General features: G+C 72.4%; 16 protein-coding genes. 7 read left to right on the top strand and 9 right to left on the bottom strand.

Going from position 1 to position 16,688, the window contains the following annotated elements; all coding sequences use genetic code 11:
- Positions 1–140 precede the first annotated feature (140 nt).
- The 4 genes from BS83_RS23115 to BS83_RS23100 all read left to right on the top strand — a co-directional run bounded on the left by BS83_RS23115 (position 141) and on the right by BS83_RS23100 (position 2,886).
- Entirely contained in the window at positions 141–884 is a 744-nt protein-coding gene (locus tag BS83_RS23115; RefSeq protein ID WP_037605476.1) for a GntR family transcriptional regulator, read from the top strand.
- Between the two features lie 116 nt (positions 885–1,000).
- Positions 1,001–1,795, top strand: coding sequence for a ZIP family metal transporter (locus BS83_RS23110; protein ID WP_037605474.1), 795 nt, complete (start codon positions 1,001–1,003; stop codon positions 1,793–1,795).
- A 28-nt stretch (positions 1,796–1,823) separates the two neighbouring features.
- Entirely contained in the window at positions 1,824–2,237 is a 414-nt protein-coding gene (locus BS83_RS23105; RefSeq protein WP_037605473.1) for a hypothetical protein, read from the top strand.
- Positions 2,238–2,355: 118 nt separating this feature from the next.
- Positions 2,356–2,886, top strand: coding sequence for a hypothetical protein (locus BS83_RS23100; RefSeq protein WP_157597288.1), 531 nt, complete (start codon positions 2,356–2,358; stop codon positions 2,884–2,886).
- Here the strand turns inward: BS83_RS23100 and BS83_RS23095 are convergent.
- Both BS83_RS23095 and BS83_RS23090 read right to left on the bottom strand, forming a co-directional pair.
- Entirely contained in the window at positions 2,883–3,935 is a 1,053-nt protein-coding gene (locus BS83_RS23095; RefSeq protein ID WP_051943679.1) for an LCP family protein, read from the bottom strand. The two genes, BS83_RS23100 and BS83_RS23095, sit on opposite strands and share 4 nt — an antisense overlap.
- Positions 3,936–3,950: 15 nt before the next feature.
- Positions 3,951–5,216 (bottom strand): LCP family protein, encoded by a 1,266-nt coding sequence (locus BS83_RS23090; protein ID WP_084715055.1) that lies wholly within the window; start codon positions 5,214–5,216, stop codon positions 3,951–3,953.
- Positions 5,217–5,362: 146 nt separating this feature from the next.
- On the opposite strand from BS83_RS23090, the gene BS83_RS23085 reads away from it, so the two are divergent.
- Positions 5,363–6,397, top strand: coding sequence for a glycosyltransferase family 2 protein (locus BS83_RS23085; RefSeq protein WP_037605471.1), 1,035 nt, complete (start codon positions 5,363–5,365; stop codon positions 6,395–6,397).
- Between the two features lie 22 nt (positions 6,398–6,419).
- On the opposite strand, the gene BS83_RS23080 is transcribed toward BS83_RS23085, so the two are convergent.
- The 4 genes from BS83_RS23080 to BS83_RS23065 form a co-directional block, all read right to left on the bottom strand.
- Entirely contained in the window at positions 6,420–7,922 is a 1,503-nt protein-coding gene (locus BS83_RS23080) for an LCP family protein (RefSeq protein ID WP_051943677.1), read from the bottom strand.
- A 397-nt stretch (positions 7,923–8,319) separates the two neighbouring features.
- The gene (locus tag BS83_RS23075; protein WP_051943675.1) at positions 8,320–8,901 is read right to left on the bottom strand and encodes a LytR C-terminal domain-containing protein; all 582 of its coding nucleotides are present in this window, start codon (positions 8,899–8,901) and stop codon (positions 8,320–8,322) included.
- Between the two features lie 63 nt (positions 8,902–8,964).
- A complete protein-coding gene (locus tag BS83_RS23070) occupies positions 8,965–10,227 on the bottom strand; it encodes an LCP family protein (RefSeq protein ID WP_232248463.1) in 1,263 nt (420 codons plus the stop codon).
- 156 nt (positions 10,228–10,383) lie between these two features.
- Positions 10,384–11,148 carry a TIGR03089 family protein gene (locus BS83_RS23065; protein ID WP_037605469.1) on the bottom strand — a complete coding sequence of 255 codons (765 nt, stop codon included), beginning with the start codon at positions 11,146–11,148 and terminating at the stop codon, positions 10,384–10,386.
- A gap of 130 nt (positions 11,149–11,278) precedes the next feature.
- Between BS83_RS23065 and BS83_RS23060 the strand changes: the two genes are divergently transcribed.
- Positions 11,279–12,187: a DNA-3-methyladenine glycosylase family protein gene (locus BS83_RS23060; RefSeq protein WP_037605465.1), complete on the top strand. Its 909-nt coding sequence runs from the start codon at positions 11,279–11,281 to the stop codon at positions 12,185–12,187.
- A gap of 280 nt (positions 12,188–12,467) precedes the next feature.
- Here BS83_RS23060 and BS83_RS23055 read toward each other — a convergent pair whose 3' ends face one another.
- Both BS83_RS23055 and cofD read right to left on the bottom strand, forming a co-directional pair.
- On the bottom strand, positions 12,468–13,766 hold the full coding sequence (locus BS83_RS23055) for a coenzyme F420-0:L-glutamate ligase (RefSeq protein WP_037605464.1): 1,299 nt from the start codon (positions 13,764–13,766) through the stop codon (positions 12,468–12,470).
- Positions 13,763–14,731, bottom strand: coding sequence for a 2-phospho-L-lactate transferase (gene cofD, locus BS83_RS23050; RefSeq protein ID WP_037605463.1), 969 nt, complete (start codon positions 14,729–14,731; stop codon positions 13,763–13,765). Before cofD ends, BS83_RS23055 begins: the two co-directional genes overlap by 4 nt.
- Before the next feature lie 89 nt (positions 14,732–14,820).
- Between cofD and BS83_RS23045 the strand changes: the two genes are divergently transcribed.
- A complete protein-coding gene (locus tag BS83_RS23045; protein ID WP_037605461.1) occupies positions 14,821–15,828 on the top strand; it encodes an NAD-dependent epimerase/dehydratase family protein in 1,008 nt (335 codons plus the stop codon).
- A 370-nt stretch (positions 15,829–16,198) separates the two neighbouring features.
- Here the strand turns inward: BS83_RS23045 and BS83_RS23040 are convergent, their stop codons facing one another.
- Entirely contained in the window at positions 16,199–16,663 is a 465-nt protein-coding gene (locus BS83_RS23040; RefSeq protein ID WP_051943673.1) for a cupin domain-containing protein, read from the bottom strand.
- Between the last annotated feature and the right edge of the window lie 25 nt (positions 16,664–16,688).

Raw genomic sequence — 16,688 nt, 5'->3', positions numbered from 1 at the left:
CGTCAACAGCCGTATGCATTTCACTGTCGGGTTTCCCCACGCTGGACCGGCATTTCGCAGGTCGTGCACGTAACGGTACGATCACGCCGCTGCCGCGAAGGGCGTGGAGCGGTGGTTCGGGACCAGACGAGGAGCGCACTGTGGCCGCACGGCACGAGGAGATCGCCGAGGCGTTGCGCGAGGCCATCGACCGGGGCGAGTACCGGGTGGGCGGAACGCTGCCCACCGAGACCGAGCTCTCGGCCCGCTACTCCGTCTCGCGCGGCACGGTCCGCCAGGCCGTCGCGGCGCTGACCGCCGAGGGCCGGATCGGCTCCCGTCAGGGCGCCCGCCGGGTGGTGCTCGGCAGCCGCCGCAGCCAGAGCTTCGCGGAGCTCCGCAGCTTCGCCCAGTGGGCCCACGCGATGGGCCGTACCGCCACCGGCGAGGTGATCCAGCAGTTCCGCCGGCCGGCGACCGTCGAGGACGCCGAGCGCCTGCTGGTCCAGCCCGGCGACGAGGTGCTGCAGGTCCTGCGGGTGCGCGGACTTGACGGTGAGTCGGTGCTGCTGGAGCGCAACGTCTACGCGGACTGGATGGCGGACGCGGTGGAGCGGCTCCCGGCCGACTGCGAGTCCGTGGTCCAGGCGCTCTACGACGACATCGGCATGATCTTCGCCTACGGCGAGCACGTGATCGACGCCGTCGCGGCCGGTGCGGAGGATGCCCGTCTGCTCGGCATCCGCCGGGGCAGCCCGCTGCTGCGGATCCGCCGGGTCACCACGACCCCGGCGGGCCGCCCCATCGAGTGGTCGGACGACCGCTACGTCTCCGGCACGGTCAGCTTCGCGGTCGCCAACTCCATCGGCTCGAACCCCCTGGCCCGCCGGGCGGGCCAGGCCTGAGGCGCCTGCGCGCGTGTGACGCTCGCCGCAGTGGGGCAGGGTTTCTGGGGAAGAGTTGCTTAGGCTAACCTAACTCGCCGCAAGCATGTACTCCTGCCGTCGAGAGGCCTCCTGCCATGTCCTCGTCCGAGATCGCGCTGTTGGGCGCCATCGCCGGGTTCACCATCTTTCTGGGCCTCCCGGTCGGCCGCCTTCGCGCGCCTCTCCCGCGCACTCGGGCGCTGTTGAACGCGGTGGCGATCGGCATCCTGGTCTTCCTGCTGTGGGACGTGCTCGCGCACGCCTGGGAGCCGATCGACAACGCTCTCTCGAACCACCACTACGGCTCCGCGACCGGCAACGGCCTGGTCTTCTTCGGCTGCTTCGGTGTGGGCCTGATGGGCCTGGTCTACTTCGACCGGCTCATGGCCAGGAAGACCGCGGCGGCCGGCGAGCTGACGGGCGGTGGCCGCTCGCGCTTCGACACGCTGTCGATGATGATCGCGATCGGCATCGGCCTGCACAACTTCGCCGAGGGCCTGGCGATCGGCAACAGCGCGGCGTCGGGCGAGCTGCAGCTCGCGGTCCTGCTGATCATCGGCTTCGGCCTGCACAACGCGACGGAGGGCTTCGGCATCGTGGCCCCGCTGGCGGCGGAGGGCACCCGGCCGTCCTGGGGCCGTTTGGCGGTGCTGGGCCTCATCGGCGGCGGGCCGACCTTCCTGGGCACGGTCGTGGGGCAGTCCGTCACCAACGACACCCTGGCGATCGGCTTCCTGACGCTGGCGGCGGGGTCCATCCTCTACGTCGTCATCGAGCTGCTGGCGGTGGCCCGCAAGGTCGCCATGAAGGAACTGGTCACCTGGGGCATCCTGGCCGGCGTCGTGGCGGGCTTCCTCACCGACGCCATCGTGACGGCGGCCGGCGCGTAGGGCCCCACTCCGCCTGGATACTTCTCGGATGCTGCTGACATGGATCGCCGAGGTGGCGGACGAGCCGCTGATGCTGGAACCGGGTGACCGGCCGGTGGAGTGGGCGACCAACACCTGGTCGCTCGGCGCGGACGACGCCGACCGCCGGGCCCTGTCCGTACCCGAGGTCGTCGCCGCGTTCGAGCGCACCGCCGCAGCCATCCGGCTCCGCCTCCGCGAGACGGGCTTCACCGGGCCGGCGACCTTCTACGTCTGGCACGACCAGCAGGCCGGCCGGCTCCGGTGCTCCACCGGATCGGTACCCCCGGACCAGCTGCCCTTCGGCGGCGCGCACGTGCTCGCCGATGATCTCGGACCGGTCGTGGAAGGCTTCCTGAGGAACCACCAGCCCCCTCCCGGCCCTGCGCCCCTTCCCGTGTGGGCTCGGTCCGTCGGGGGCTGAGCCACCGAACGGGATGTCCTGCGTCCAGCTCCTCCCAGGTCGGCGCGTCCGGTTCGGGGTCCATGACCGGGCCTGGAAAGCAGTCGTGGACGGACTCCGCATTCGGCAAGATTCCGACATGGATCAGTTGTTCACGGTCGCGTGGCAGTACGTCGTCGGTATCGTCCGGTCCGAGGACCTACCGATGCAGGCCGCCCGGTTGCTGGCCGCGGGCATGGATTCGCCCGCTCTGCGCGACCTGGCCGGACGCGGCAGGCGCGAGGTCACCACCGAACTTGCGGCGTTGTTCCGGCAAGCCGTGCACGAGCTCGGCGGCTCCATGCCCGACCAGGAGACCGCCGAACGCTGCCTTCTTCACCACCTGGCCGGCCGACTCGCGGCAGGGGTGATGACCCCCGGCGAGGTGGCGGCGAAGGTCTGGCAGAGCCTGACGGCCGCGCGGACCGACGCGGAGCACGCGTTTCTTCAGGCCATAGGCGACGACTACTACCTCGACAACACTGCGGACGAGCAGCCGGAGGCCTTCCAAGCCTGGGAGGCCGAGCTCCGCTCCGCCGCCCGGCGGCTCAGCGGGACGACGGCCACGGAGTTGCGCGCATTGCGGGTGAAGGCCGAGTGGGACGGCCGGGCCGCAGGACACGACCGCTAAGGAAGTGCCCGGTCCCCCTGGATCGCCTGGAAGAGCTTGGTCGCGCTGGAGGACCAGAGGACGGCGGAGGCGCCCGACGGGGTGGTGTAGTTCTCCGATGCCAGCGGGACCGTGAGCGACCTGCCGGAGGAGCCCGCGACGGACTGCATCTGGAGGGCGAACTGGCCCAGCGTCCAGACGCTGCTCGCCCGGTCCACCGTGAGCGCGTCCAGGGACGCGCTCAGGAACGGGTAGAGGCGGAACGGGTTGAGCGTCGTTCCGGGGGAGAGCGCCTTCTCGCCGAGGGCCTTCAGGAAGGCCTGCTGGTTCTGGATCCGGCTGAGGTCCGAGTTCGGCAGGGAGTAGCGGGTGCGGACCAGTTCCAGGGACTGGACGCCGTTCAGGGTCTGGCAGCCCGCGGGGAGGTCCGCTCCGGAGCGGCTGTCCTTGATCGGCTGGTCCAGGCAGATCGGGACGCCGCCCAGCGCGTTCACCACGTCGACGATCCCGGTGAAGCCGACCTCCACGTAGTGGTCCATCCGGATGCCGGTGGTGGTCTCCACCGTTCGCACCAGGAGCGGAGCGCCGCCGCTCGCGTAGGCCGCGTTGATCTTGTCCTTGTGGGCGGCGTGCGTCACGCCCTTGCTGTCGGTCCAGGCCGGGATCGTCACGTACGAGTCGCGCGGGATGCTCATCAGGACGGGCCCGTGGGCCCCCTTGTGCAGCACGATGATCGTGTCCGTGTTGACTCCCGCGTCCGAACCGACGTGGAGGTCCTGCTGCTGGCGGCCGGTCAGTCCGGCCCGGCTGTCGGAGCCGACCAGCAGCCAGTTGGTGCCCGGCCCGTCGGCCGGGCGGCCGGCGTAGGGGGCGATCGCGGCGACCTTGTCCAGCCGTCCGTTCGCCCAGATGTACGTGCCGCCCAGCACCCCCGCTGCCAGCAGGAGCAGCACCAGCAGGCCGAGCAGCAGCAGCTTCAGGCAGCCGGGCCGCCGCCGGGCCCGCGCCGCCTCGGGGGCGGCCTGCGGGCCACGGGGGTTCAGCTCGGGCGGAAGCGGCGGCTCGGTCACGCATCCAAGACTGCGTCAGTTCGAGAAGCTCGGCACCTTGGTGTCGTTCTTGAAGGCGTCGAAGACCTGCTGGGCCTCCGTCATGTTCCACTTCACCGCGTCGCCGGCCGGGGTCGGGTAGTTCGCGTTCGCGATCGGCACGGTCATGGTCTTGCCGTCGCCGCTCTTGAGGCCCTTCATCGCGAAGAACATCGAGCCCAGGTCGGTCAGGCCGGTGCCGTTGTCGACGGAGAGCATGGAGAGCCCGCTGTCCATCGTCGGGTAGAGCGTGAAGGGGTTCAGCAGCGTGCCCATCGAGGTCGCCTTGTGGGCGAGCGCGTTCAGGAACTGCTGCTGGTGCTGCATCCGGGCGAGGTCCTGGGAGGCCTCCTGGTGCCGCTCGCGGACGAAGGCGAGCGCCTGGGTGCCGTTCAGGGTCTGGCAGCCCGCCTTGAGGTTCGCCCCCGAGGCCTTGTCGACGATCGGCTTGTCCAGGCACATGTCGACGCCGCCGAGGTCGTCCACGACGTTGACGAAGCCGGAGAAGCCGATCTCGGCGTAGTGGTCGATGTGGATGCCGGTGTTGTACTCGAGCGTCTTGACCAGCAGCGGGCCGTCGCCGTACGCGTAGGCAGCGTTGATCTTGTTCTTGGACGCGTGGTGCTGCACGCCCTTGCTGTCGGTCCAGGCCGGGATGGTGACGTAGGAGTCGCGCGGGATGCTCATCAGCGTGTTCCCGTTGGACCCGATGTGCAGCATCATCATCGAGTCGGTGCGCGCGCCGACGTCGTAGCCGGTGTGCAGCCGCTGCTGGTCCGCCGTGGACAGGCCCGCGCGGCTGTCCGAGCCGATGATCAGCCAGTTGGTGCCCTTGCCCGCCGCCGGGCGGCCCGCGTAGTCGGTGAGCACGTCGGTGTGGTTCAGCTTGGAGCTGGCCCAGGCGTAGCTGCCGCCGCCGACGACTATCAGGCCGACGACCAGGACGGTCGCGGTCAGCCGCAGCTTGCGCTTGCGCGACCACTTGCGCGGCCGGCCGGCCGTTCCCGTGCCGGGGAGGCCGGGGCCGGAACCGGAGGGGCCGCTGGGCGTGCCCGCGGCCGGGCCGCCGGTCGCGGCCGACGCGGAACCGCCCGGGCGCGGCACCGAGGGCGCTCCCTGGTGCAGCCGGGGGCGTGCCGGCGCACCGCCGCCACGCGGGTTGAGCTCGGGGGGCAGGGGCGGCTCACCGCTCGGGGTGCCGCCCACGGGGGAGGTGTGGGTCTCCCAGTTGTGGAAGCCGCCGGGGCCGGACTGATCGCTCATGCAGCCGAGCATGCCGGATGCGCGCAGGCCCGCGGAAGGACGAATGCCACATAAAGGAAAGCTGTAGCAAACCTGATGCGAACCTTCCACCGTCTCCTTACGCGCGTTGGAATCGGGCCGGATCCTCGCTGTACCGTGGCGGCACTATGGACGCCACGCCCCACCCCGCAGTCTCCGTGATCATGCCGGTGCTGAACGAGTCCCGGCACCTGCGCACCGCCGTCGAGCGCATCCTCGAGCAGGAGTACGACGGCGACATCGAGGTGGTGATCGCCCTCGGCCCCTCCGCGGACAACACCGACGAGATCGCCGCCCAGCTGGTCGCCGAGACCGCGGGCAGCCGACGCGAGGTGCACACCGTCCCGAACCCGTCCGGCCGCACGCCCGCCGCGCTCAACGCCGCGATCAAGGGCTCGCGCTTCCCGATCGTGGTCAGGGTCGACGGTCACGGCCTGCTCACCCCCGGCTACATCGCCACCGCCGTCGGCCTGCTCGACGAGAAGGGCGCGGCGAACGTCGGCGGCATCATGCACGCCGAGGGCGAGACCGAGTGGGAGAAGGCCGTCGCGGCGGCGATGACCTCGAAGATCGGCGTCGGCAACGCCGCCTTCCACACCGGCGGTGAGGCCGCCCCTGCGGACACGGTGTACCTGGGCGTCTTCCGGCGCGAGGTGCTGGAGCGGCAGGGCGGCTACAACGAGGAGTTCATCCGCGCCCAGGACTGGGAGCTGAACTACCGCATCCGCCAGGACGGCGGCCTGATCTGGTTCACCCCGGATCTGAAGGTCACCTACCGCCCCCGCCCGAGCGTCCGCGCGCTGGCCAAGCAGTACAAGGACTACGGCCGGTGGCGGCGCGTGGTCACCCGCTACCACCGCGGCTCGGTCAACCTGCGCTACCTCGCCCCGCCGGCCGCCCTGCTGGGCTGCGCGGTCGGACTCGTCGCGGGCGTGGCGCTGACGCCGGTCGCCTTCGTGCTGCCCGGCGGCTACGCGGCGGCGATCCTGCTCGGCTCCGCGAAGGAGGGCCGCGGCCTCTCGCCCGCCGCCCGCGCGCAGCTCCCGGTCGCGCTCGCGACCATGCACATGTCCTGGGGCTGGGGTTTCCTGACGAGCCCCAGGTCCCTGGCGAACCGGGTGATCGCGAGCACCCGCGGCACCGCGGACGCGCCCGCCTCCTGACGCGTCCGCCCGCTCCGACCCGCTACGGGGTCGTGTACTGCCGGTAGCCCGCAGGCTGCGGGACGACGGGCGGGGTGCTCGACGTCCAGGTGTGGCCTGGGGCGACCGGCATGCACGAGCCGGAGTCGTCCTGGGCGTTCTGGGCGTCGGTCCCGGTCGGCAGCGTGCCCTGCTTGGGCAGCGTGGACCGGTAGTCGTCGCCGTTGGGCCATTCCGTGCCGATCTTCAGTGTCAGTCCGGTGGCCGAGGCGGACGCCTTGAGCGTGCCCGGAGTGAGCCCGAGCGCGGCGGCGACGGCCTCGGCCTGCGCCTTGTCGGCGGTCGGGTAGGTCAGCTCGGTCGTCCCGGTGACGGGCTTGGTGCTGCGCTGCGCCTGGCTGAAGCCCAGTGAGACCAGGTGCTCGGCCATGGCCTTGCCGCGGCCGACGGTCGCGCTGGCGTTCTCCACCGTGAGGGCGATGCCCGCCTTGTCGACGGCGACCGGGGTCGCGGTCGGGCTGGGCGAGGCCGAGGCGGAGGGCGCGGCGCCGTTCTTGTCCAGCGGGATGTCGTTGGCGATCATCTGGAACAGCTGCTTGGTCTGGTCGTTGAAGATCGGCACCCAGTTGTTCGGGTTGGTGTAGCCGGGCTCCGTCATGTGGGAGAACGGGATCGTCGTCGTGGTCACCCGGTTGGACGGGACCTTGTTGAACTCCAGGGCGAGGCCGCTCATCGCCTCGATGCTGCCGAGGCCCGGCGAGGTCTTCACCGAGGTCGTCGCCGCCACGGCCAGCGAGTTGAGCTTCGCCGGGTTCAGCAGGGTGCCCGCCGACTTGAACTTCCTGATCATCGAGTTCAGGTACTGGTGCTGGGCGGCGGTGCGCCCGGGGTCGGTGCCGTCGCCGAAGGCGTGGCGGGTGCGCAGCCACTCCAGCGCCTGGATGCCGTAGATGGTGTGCGGGCCGCCGGGCAGTTCGAGGTGCGAGCCCTCCTCGTGCCGCACCCCCTGGGCGTCCCGGTAGACGTAGTAGTCGTAGACGTTCTTGCAGGCCCGGACCTGGACGCCGCCGATGGCGTCGGCCATCTTCACGACCCCGGAGAAGTCGAGCATCACCCAGTTGTCGATGTGGACCCCGGTGACGCTCTCCCAGGTGTCCAGCACGCAGCCGGGGCCGTGGGCGAGGGTGTCGGTGATCCGGTCGAACGGCAGCGTCTTGCCGCCGCAGGCGAAGCCGTGCACGAAGGTGTCACGCGGAATGCTGGTGATCGACGCGTTGGTGCGGTCGGCGGAGATGTGCACCAGCATCTCGACGTCGGCGTGCGGCGCCCCGCCGACCGAGGACTGGGAGCCGCCCAGCGACACGTCCTCGGCGTTGTTGCGCGAGTCCGAGCCGATGACCAGGACGTTGATCGGCAGCTGGCCGTTGGGGCCGGCGTGCTCGGCCACGGTATTCGGGCCCACGCCACCGGAATGCAGATCGCCGGTCTTGATATTGCTGTCGAGGATTTTCAGGTAGACATAGAAGCCGCCCGCGGTCACCAGCACCGCGGACGCCGTGCCGACCGCGGTCCATTTCAGTATTCGTTTTCCGCGGCTTGCTTTCTTGCGTCTTGTTTTGAGGGCCTTTCTGGCAGCTGCCCGACCGCCCTGTCGGGGTATTTCTGCCGGATTGTCCGTCACGGTGTCACCAAAACGGTCATCCTCGTACATCAGGGCTCAATCCCCCTCGGAACGTTCGGTTGCGGCCCGGCCCCCGCTCGCCGCACCCGAAGACTTTAACCATTCACTGCCTGGAGTTCACTGGGAGGAGTCGGGGAACGGCAAGAGAAACCCCTAGTTCCGGTGCGCTCGGTCACGCGCCGTGTGCAGGGAAATCCGCTGTGTTCACCCGCTGTTTTTCCTCCCTGCGCAGCACGGACGCAGGCGTTCCCGACGTGGTTCCTCAGCAGACGGAGAAAGTTTTCCCGACCCCGTGGAAGTCCGAGCCGAGGGTCAGCACCATCGGATCCCGCGCCCCTCGCGCGGTGCCGTCGCCGTGCAGCGCGGAGACGGGCAGGCCCAGGGCGGCGACGAGCGCGCGCGCCTGGTCGACGTGGTCGGGGGCGTAGACGAGGGTCGTCGTCGCCTGACGGTGGGCGGCCGGCCCGCCGTTGCTGGTGCGCAGGTACTTCTCGGTGTTCTGCATCCAGCTCAGCACCGTCTCGGCCTGCCCGAAGGTGCCGCTGCCGTTCAGCACCGTCACCCGGACGTTGATCGGCTTGGCCTTCGGCCCGGCGGCGGCGAACGCGGCGTCGGCGGGCCGCGCGGTGCAGTCAGGCGCGGCGGAGGCGGACGCCGCGGCGGACGACGACGCCGTCGGACTCGGGGTCAGGGCGTCGTGCGCGGACGCCGTGGGACTGCCGCCGCCGTGCAGCAGCAGGAAGCCGCCGACGCCGCTGAGGGCGAGGAACCCGGCCGCGCCCGCCAGCCACGGCCCGCTGTGGGAGCCCTGTGCCCGTCGCCTGCTCTTGCCGCGCGTGCCCACGTGCCGCTCCGTTCCGTGCCGATCGTGCGGCGCAAGCGTAGCGGGGCGTCCTGGGAGCCGGTGTCAGGGTGTGGAGCAGATGTCCTGCGCGCCGTTCCGCCCGGTGAAGGTCGGCGCAGGTGAGGCGGCTGCAACCCCCACGGAGAGCAGTCGGGTCAGGTCCGCGGACGCCGCCTTGACCGGGCCGGGTGAGGGGGACGCGCCGGGGGCGCCGGAGAGCGCCGCGGCGGCCGAGGCGCCGGCTGACGGAGAGGCGGATCCGGAGGCGGGGGTGGTGGCTGACGGGGACGGGGACGGCTGCGGGGGCGCGACGGTGACGGGCTCGTCGTTGCGCAGCTGCTGGAACAGCTGGTTGGCCTCCGGCTGCTGGAGCTGGTCGCGGTTGTGGTCGTAGGCGTAGGGCTCGCGCGGCGCGGTCAGGAACTCCGTGGCGCCGGAGGGCATGTGGGACAGGCTCGACGCGAGGTCGTACAGCTTGTTCAGGGTGTTCAGCCCCGGGTCGACCGTCAGCGCCGAGGTCGCGGCGTCCAGCAGCGGATAGAGCCGGGTCGGGTTGAGCAGCACGCCCGAGCTCTCCACCTTCTGCACCAGGGAGGAGAGGAAGTCCTGCTGACGGCCCATCCGCTCGGTGTCGCTGCCGTCGCCCAGCGCGTAGCGCACCCGGACGTAGCCGAGGGCCTGCTCGCCGTCGAGGTTCTGCCGCCCGGCCGGCAGGTCGAGTTGGGAGTCCTTGTCCACCACCGGCTTGGACAGGCAGACGTCGACGCCGCCGATCGCGTCGATCATCTTCTTGAAGCCGGTGAAGTCGACCACGACGAAGTGGTCGATCCTGATGTCCGTCATCTGCTCGACGGTGCGGATGGTGCAGGCGGTGCCGCCCTGCTCGAAGGCGGAGTTGAACATCCCGAGGTAGGGAGCGGTGACCCGGCCGTCCGGCAGGGTGCAGGCGGGTACGTCGACCATCGCGTCGCGCGGGATGCTCACCCCGACCGCGCGCCGGCGGTCGCGGGAGATGTGCAGCAGGATCGTGGTGTCCGAGCGGGCCCCGACCGCGGTGCCGTAGGCGGCGTTCGCCCCGGCGCGCGAGTCCGAGCCGATCAGCAGGATGTTCTCGCCGTTCACCTGCGTCGGCCGGGACGAGCTGGGGCCGAGCAGCCGGTCGGTGGTGGTGTCGGTGTGGATGTTGCCGTTGAGCTTGTTGTAGCCGAGCCACGCCGTGCCGGCGGCGACGACGAGCAGGAGGCCGAGCCCGACCGATATCCACAGCAGCACCCGGCGGCGGTGGCCGCCGGGCGTCTTGTCGCGGTCTCTTCGGCTGCGGCCCACGGAACCCCCGGTCGACGGAGGGCAGCCCCTTGCCGCCCTCCACTGATCATGACCGGGGTCCCGCCCGGGCACACGACGGGTTGACCCGTCCGGGGGAGGGTCCACCGGGCGGTCCTGGCCCTCCCGTCGGTCCGGGGCGGTCGGGGTCGGCCGGAGTCAGCCGAGTTGGCGGGTGACCCGCTCGTCGGCGATGCGGCGCGCCAGGGTCTCCGGGGCGAGCGACTCGCTGTTGCGGCAGAGCACGACGCTCGCACCGGCCGCCAGCGGGGCCAGCAGTCCGCCCGCGAGACCGTCCCAGTCGCCGTAGGTCAGCGTGGACAGGACCCGGTCCTCCGCGCCGATCCCCAGCTGGCGGGCGTGCTCGGCGGCCAGCGCGACCGTGTGCGAGCCGCTCAGCTGCTCGCCGTCGATCTCCAGCGCGGGCCGGTCGGGGTCGACCGGCGCGTAGGGGACGAACCGGTCCCCCTGCGCGGGGACCTCCACCGCGTAGTCCACGAAGCCGGCCGGCAGCTGCGGGAACCGCCCGCCGAGCGGCCGCAGCGCGAGGGCCACCCGTTCGCCCTCGCAGGCCAGCGCCTCCTCCAGGCTGTCGGGCCCGCTCACCACCAGCTGCGCCTTCGCCGGCTCCCCGCCGGGACAGGCCAGCACGCCGACCGACCAGCAGGCGAACAGCCAGATCGCGGTCTGCCAGTGCGCGGGCAGCAACAGCGCGGCGCGGTCGTCCGGAGCGGCGGCGAGATCGTCCTGCAGCAGGTTGGCCGTCTTGGCCACCCAGTTGTCGAACGTCTTCACCGACAGCTCGACCCGCTCGCCGGTCGCGTCGTCGTAGTACGTGATCAGCGGACGGGCGGGATCGGCGTCAAGGAGGGAGCGCAGCAGATCGGCGGGGGTCTCTGCGCCGCTGAGAGGTGTCTGGCTCATGGTGGTGCCCAGCCTACGGCGTGGAACCGGTGAACAGACCAGACCCCCGCCGCTAACTTTCCCAGCGAGTAGCCTGACTCGGGTGGACAGCGGGACAGGAGCGGTGGCGCGGGCGCGCGAGACGACGCGGATGTGGCGGCCGGACGGCCCGCTCGACCTCGCGCAGACCTTCGGCTTTCTGCGGCGCGGCCCCCTCGATCCGTCCTACCGCCGCGACCGCGACGGCGCGTTGTGGCGCGTCTCCCGCACCCCCGGCGGCGTCGGCACGCTGCGCCTGCGCACCCGCCCCGCGGAGGGCGCGGTGGAGGCGACGGCGTGGGGCGCAGGCGCGCCCTGGCTGCTGGACGCGGTCCCGCGGTGGCTCGGCGCGGAGGACGACCCGTCCGCGTTCGACCCGCGCGGCCAGCGCCTGCTGCGGGACGCGCACGCGCGCAATCCCGGGCTGCGGATCGGACGCACCGGGCTGGTGATGGAGTCGCTGGTCCCGGCGATCCTGGAACAGAAGGTCACCACCGGTGAGGCGTACGAGGCGTGGCGCACGCTGCTCCGCCAGTACGGCGAGCCGGCGCCCGGCGGTTCGGCGGTGCCCCCGTACATGTACGCGCCGCCCGCGGCGCGGGACTGGGCGATGATCCCCTCCTGGGCCTGGCACCGGGCCCGCGTCGACGGCAAGCGTGCGGCGACGGTCGTGCGGGCGGCGCGGCTCGCTCCGCGGCTGGAGGAGGCCTCGGCGATGTCCCCGGCGGACGCGGAGGCCCGGCTGACGACGGTCCCCGGCATCGGCGTCTGGACGGCGGCGGAGACGCTGCAGCGCAGCAACGGCGACGCGGACGCCGTGTCCGTCGGCGACCTGCACCTGCCGAACACGGTCGGCTGGGCCCTTGCCGGGCGGGAACGGAGCGACGACGCGGTGATGCTGGAACTCCTGGAGCCCTACCGCCCCCACCGCTACCGCGTCTGCCGCCTCCTCCGCACCCTGCACGTCGCCGCGCCCCGCCGCGCCCCGAAGTACAGCCCACTGGACTTCCGCGACATGTAGCTGCAACCCCCAGGGGGGCGGGGAACTGCGCGCCTCCGGGGCGCGGACGCGGCACCTCGCAGTCCAAGGGCCCGTTGCACTGTCCGGGGGCGCGGGGCTCTGCTTGATCAACTGCGTGCGAGAAACCACGCTGTGCGGATGGCCCCGCGCGTTGAGGACCATCCGCAGCGGGTGGCTTGCCGCGCAGTTCCTCGCACCCCCGGGGTGTTGCAACGAGCCCTTGGCCGGAAGCCTCGCGTCCGCGCGGCAGAGCCGCGCGGTTCCTCGCGCCCCTGACGAACTACCGCACTGTGCAGAAGGCTTCCGGGTCGCGGGGGGCGCGGTCGCGCGGGGGTTCGGCGGGGCGGCCGACGGCGATCGCGCCCATGGGGTCCCAGTCGGAGGGCAGGTCGAGGACGGAGCGGACGGTGTCGCGGCAGAACATCGTCGAGGAGACCCACGCCGAGCCGAGGCCCTCCCCCGAGAGGGTGACGAGCAGGTTCTCGACCGCCGCGCCCAGCGCCACCACGAACATCTCCCGCTCCGCGGCCTCGCGCCGGGCGTCGGGGTAGGGGTGGGAGCCGTCCATCACCATGCACGGGACGACCAGGTACGGCGCGTTCCGCAGGACGTCCCCGCGGCGGACCCGGCGGGCGACCCGTTCCTCGTCCCAGCCGTCGAGTTCGACCAGGTCGCGGTTCCACGCGGCCAGCATCGCGTCCAGCAGGCGCGTCCGCGCATCCGCGGATTCGAGGAGGACGAACCGCCACGGAGTGGTGTGGTGCGGGGCCGGGGCCGTGATCGCCGCCGCCACCGCGCGGCGGACCGCGCCGGCGTCGACCGGTTCGTCGGTGAACGCGCGGACCGTGCGCCTGCCGTGCACGGCCTCGCGGATCGCCTCCGAGGTGCCCAGCCGGAACAGGTCCTCGTCCGCAGGACGGATCAGCGGGCGGACGCCGTCGCCGTCCTCCTCCGTCACCACGTGCGCCAGGCCGCGCACGATCGCGAAGGGACGGCCCGAGGTCTTGCCCTTGACCAGGTCCGCCGCCGCGGCCAGCTCGTCCGCGAGCGCGGTGACGGTCAGGGCCAGCTCGTTGCCGTGGTTGTCCACCCGGCCGCGGTGGTCCTCCAGGACCGCGACGCCCGCCGCGCCGATGGCCACGTCGGTCAGCCCGTTGCGCCAGGGGCGCCCGAACGTGTCCGTGACGACCACGCCGACCCGCGCGCCCGTCAGCTCGTGCAGCCGCTTGCGCAGCGTCCGCGCCGAGGCGTCGGGGTCCTCGGGCAGCAGCAGCACCGTGCCTGACGGCGTGTTGGAGGCGTCGACGCCGGCCGCGGCCATCACCAGGCCCTGCCGGTTCTCGACGATCCTGGTCCGCCCGCGCCGGGCGACCACCCGGACCGCCTCCGCGTCGATCGCGGCCTCGCGGTCCGTCGCCCGGACCAGCCGGCCCTCGGCCTTGCTGACGATCTTCGAGGTCACCAGCAGGACGTCGCCGTCCTGCAGCGCCACGCCGGTGTCCACGAGCAGCCGGGCCAGGTCGGCGCCCTCGGCCACCTCGGGGACGCCGTCGACGCCCAGGATCCGCACCTCGCTCATCCGCGCACCTCCTCCGCCAGCTCCAGCGCCTGACGGGCCATCGCCGCGGTGGTCGCCGTGTCGGTCATCAGCAGCGGCACCGCGCGGCAGGTGATCCCCGCGGCCTCGACCTCGGCGATCGCCGCCTCGTCGGAGGTGTGCACCAGCCAGCCGTCGACCAGGCCGGGGCCGTAGTGCTTGGCCACGGCCGCCGCCGTGCTCTCCACGCCGACCGCCTCCAGGACCTTGTCGGCCATGCCGCGCACCGGTGCGCCGCCGACGATGGGGGAGAGTCCGACCACCGGGGCGTCCGCCGCGACGATCGACTCGCGGATGCCGGGCACCGCCAGGATCGTGCCGATGCTGACGACCGGGTTGGACGGCGGGAAGAGGATCACGTCCGCCTCGGCGATCGCCTCCAGCACGCCCGGCGCGGGCTTCGCGGTCTCCGCGCCGACCGGCAGGATCGCCTGTGCGGGGACGGAGGCGTGCAGCTTGACCCAGTACTCCTGGAAGTGGACCGCGCGGCGCTTGCCGTCCTGCTCGGGGTCCTCGATGACGACGTGGGTCTCGATCCGGTCGTCCGACATCGGCAGCAGCCGGACGCCCGGCTGCCAGCGGTCGCACAGCGCCTCGGTGACGGCGCTCAGCGGGTAGCCGGCGCCGAGCATCTGGGTGCGGACGATGTGGGTGGCGAAGTCCCGGTCGCCCAGGCCGAACCACGAGGGGCCGACGCCGTAGGCGGCCAGCTCGTTCTTGACCGACCAGGTCTCCTCCGCGCGCCCCCAGCCCTGCTCCTCGTTGATGCCGCCGCCGAGCGTGTACATCACGGTGTCCAGGTCCGGGCAGACCTTCAGCCCGAACAGGTGGATGTCGTCGCCCGTGTTGCCGATGACGGTGATGCTGTCCTGCTCACCGACCGCCGCCTTGAGTCCGCGCAGAAAGCGCGCTCCGCCGATTCCTCCGGCCAGTACCGTGATGCGCATGCCGCCTATCCTCGCAGGCGTCTTACGGAGTCATGACGCGCGGGCGCTGCCCGCTGCGCGGCGAGCCGGACGGCCCTAGCGTCGCAGGCATGAAGGTACTGCTCACCGGGGGAGCCGGTTTCATCGGAACGGCCGTGGCACGGACGCTGCTCGCGGCGGGGCACGAGGTGCGGGTGCTGGACAACCGGCCGGTGCCGGGCGGGATCGTGGGCGACGTGCGGGATCCCGCCGTGGTCGCGGACGCGCTGCGCGGCGTCGACGCGGTCTGCCACCAGGCGGCGAAGGTCGGCCTCGGCGTGGACCTGGACGACGCGCCGGACTACGTGGGCTGCAACGACCTGGGCACGGCCGTGCTGCTGGCCGCGATGGCGCGCGCGGGCGTGGGGCGGCTGGTGCTGGCCGGCTCGATGGTGGTCTACGGCGAGGGCCGGTACGACTGCGCCGAGCACGGCAGGGTCGGCGCGCCGCCGCGCCGGTACGCGGATCTGGAAGCCGGCTGCTTCGAGCCCTGCTGTCCGCGCTGCGGCGCGGAGCTGAAGCCGGGCCTGGTCGACGAGGACGCGGCGACCGATCCGCGGAACGTCTACGCGGCGAGCAAGCTGGTCCAGGAGCACCTGGCCTCCGCCTGGTCCCGCGCCTGCGGCGGTGCGGCGGTGGCGCTGCGCTACCACAACGTCTACGGCCCCGGCCTGCCCCGCGACACCCCCTACGCGGGCGTCGCCGCGCTCTTCCGCTCCGCCCTGGCCCGCGGCGAGTCGCCCCGCGTCTTCGAGGACGGCGCCCAGCGCCGCGACTTCGTCCACGTCTCCGACGTGGCCTCGGCGAACCTCGCGGCCCTCGCCTCCCTGGACAGCCGCGAGCCCGGCTTCTTCCGCGCCTACAACGTCGGCAGCGGCGAGACCCACACGGTGGGCGATCTGGCGGAAGCCCTGGCGGCCGCCTGCGGCGGCCCGGAGCCCGAGGTGACGGGCGAGTTCCGCCTGGGTGACGTGCGCCACATCACCGCCGACTCCCGCCGGCTCCGCCGGGAGCTGGGCTGGGCGCCGAAGGTCGCGTTCGCCCAGGGGATGGCGGAGTTCTCCCGGGCCGCCGACTGACTCCGTCGAGCTTTCCCCGTTCCAGGGCCGTGGGTGGTCGGGTTGACCCCGGCGCCCGCCGAGCGGCCGAGCGTGCGGTCGTCCAGCTCGGCCGGCATCGCGCGGCTCTCCGTGCGGCTCGTGTCGATGCCGTGCACGAGTGCGGAGGTCTGCCGCAGGGACGTCGCGCCGGGCGCCTTCCCGCGGGGAGAGCCAGGGCAGGCGGATCCTCTCGGATCGGCCCAGGGTCGTCCGGGGTGTCCGGCACGCGACCGCGAGGCGGCGGGACGCCCCCGGACCGGAAGGACGTGGGTGTCTCGCCGACGCGGCCGGCGTGTGTGCCAGGCAGGCCGGGCCCGGGAAGACCGTGGCGTACCCCCTGGACCCGGCCCTAGCCGAGGAAGCGGCGGAACAGGCCGAGGCGAGCGGGCGGCAGGTCGTGCTCCGTGGCGAACTCGTGGTCCGCGAAGTCGAAGCCCGGGGTGACCACCTCCGCCACCAGCGTGTAACGCGAGCCGGGTGGCAGCCTCGACGCCTTCCAGCGGCCGCCGGGCACGGTCAGCAACCGTCCGGGAGTGTCGGGGCCGAGCAGGTGGACGCGGTGGCGGCCCTCGGCGTCCAGCACGTGGTACTCGACCGGATCGCCTTCGAGGAAGAAGTGCAGGATGTCGCTGCGGTTGCGGTGCAGCCGACCGCACGGCCGGGCGTCGGTCATCAGGTAGTGGATCGAGGTCGCCGTCGGACGCTCGCCGCCGGGTGTGTGGTGCGCGTGCGGGCTGGTGTAGATCCGTCTGAAGAAGCCCCCTTCCGGATGCGGCTCGAGACCGAGGCTCTCGACCAGCTCCTGTGCGCGCATGCGGCCAGGCTACGTGCCCACCCCG

This window comes from Streptacidiphilus rugosus AM-16 (genome assembly GCF_000744655.1).
Lineage (GTDB): Bacteria > Actinomycetota > Actinomycetes > Streptomycetales > Streptomycetaceae > Streptacidiphilus > Streptacidiphilus rugosus.
This window is presented reverse-complemented; position numbering and strand designations above follow the sequence as displayed.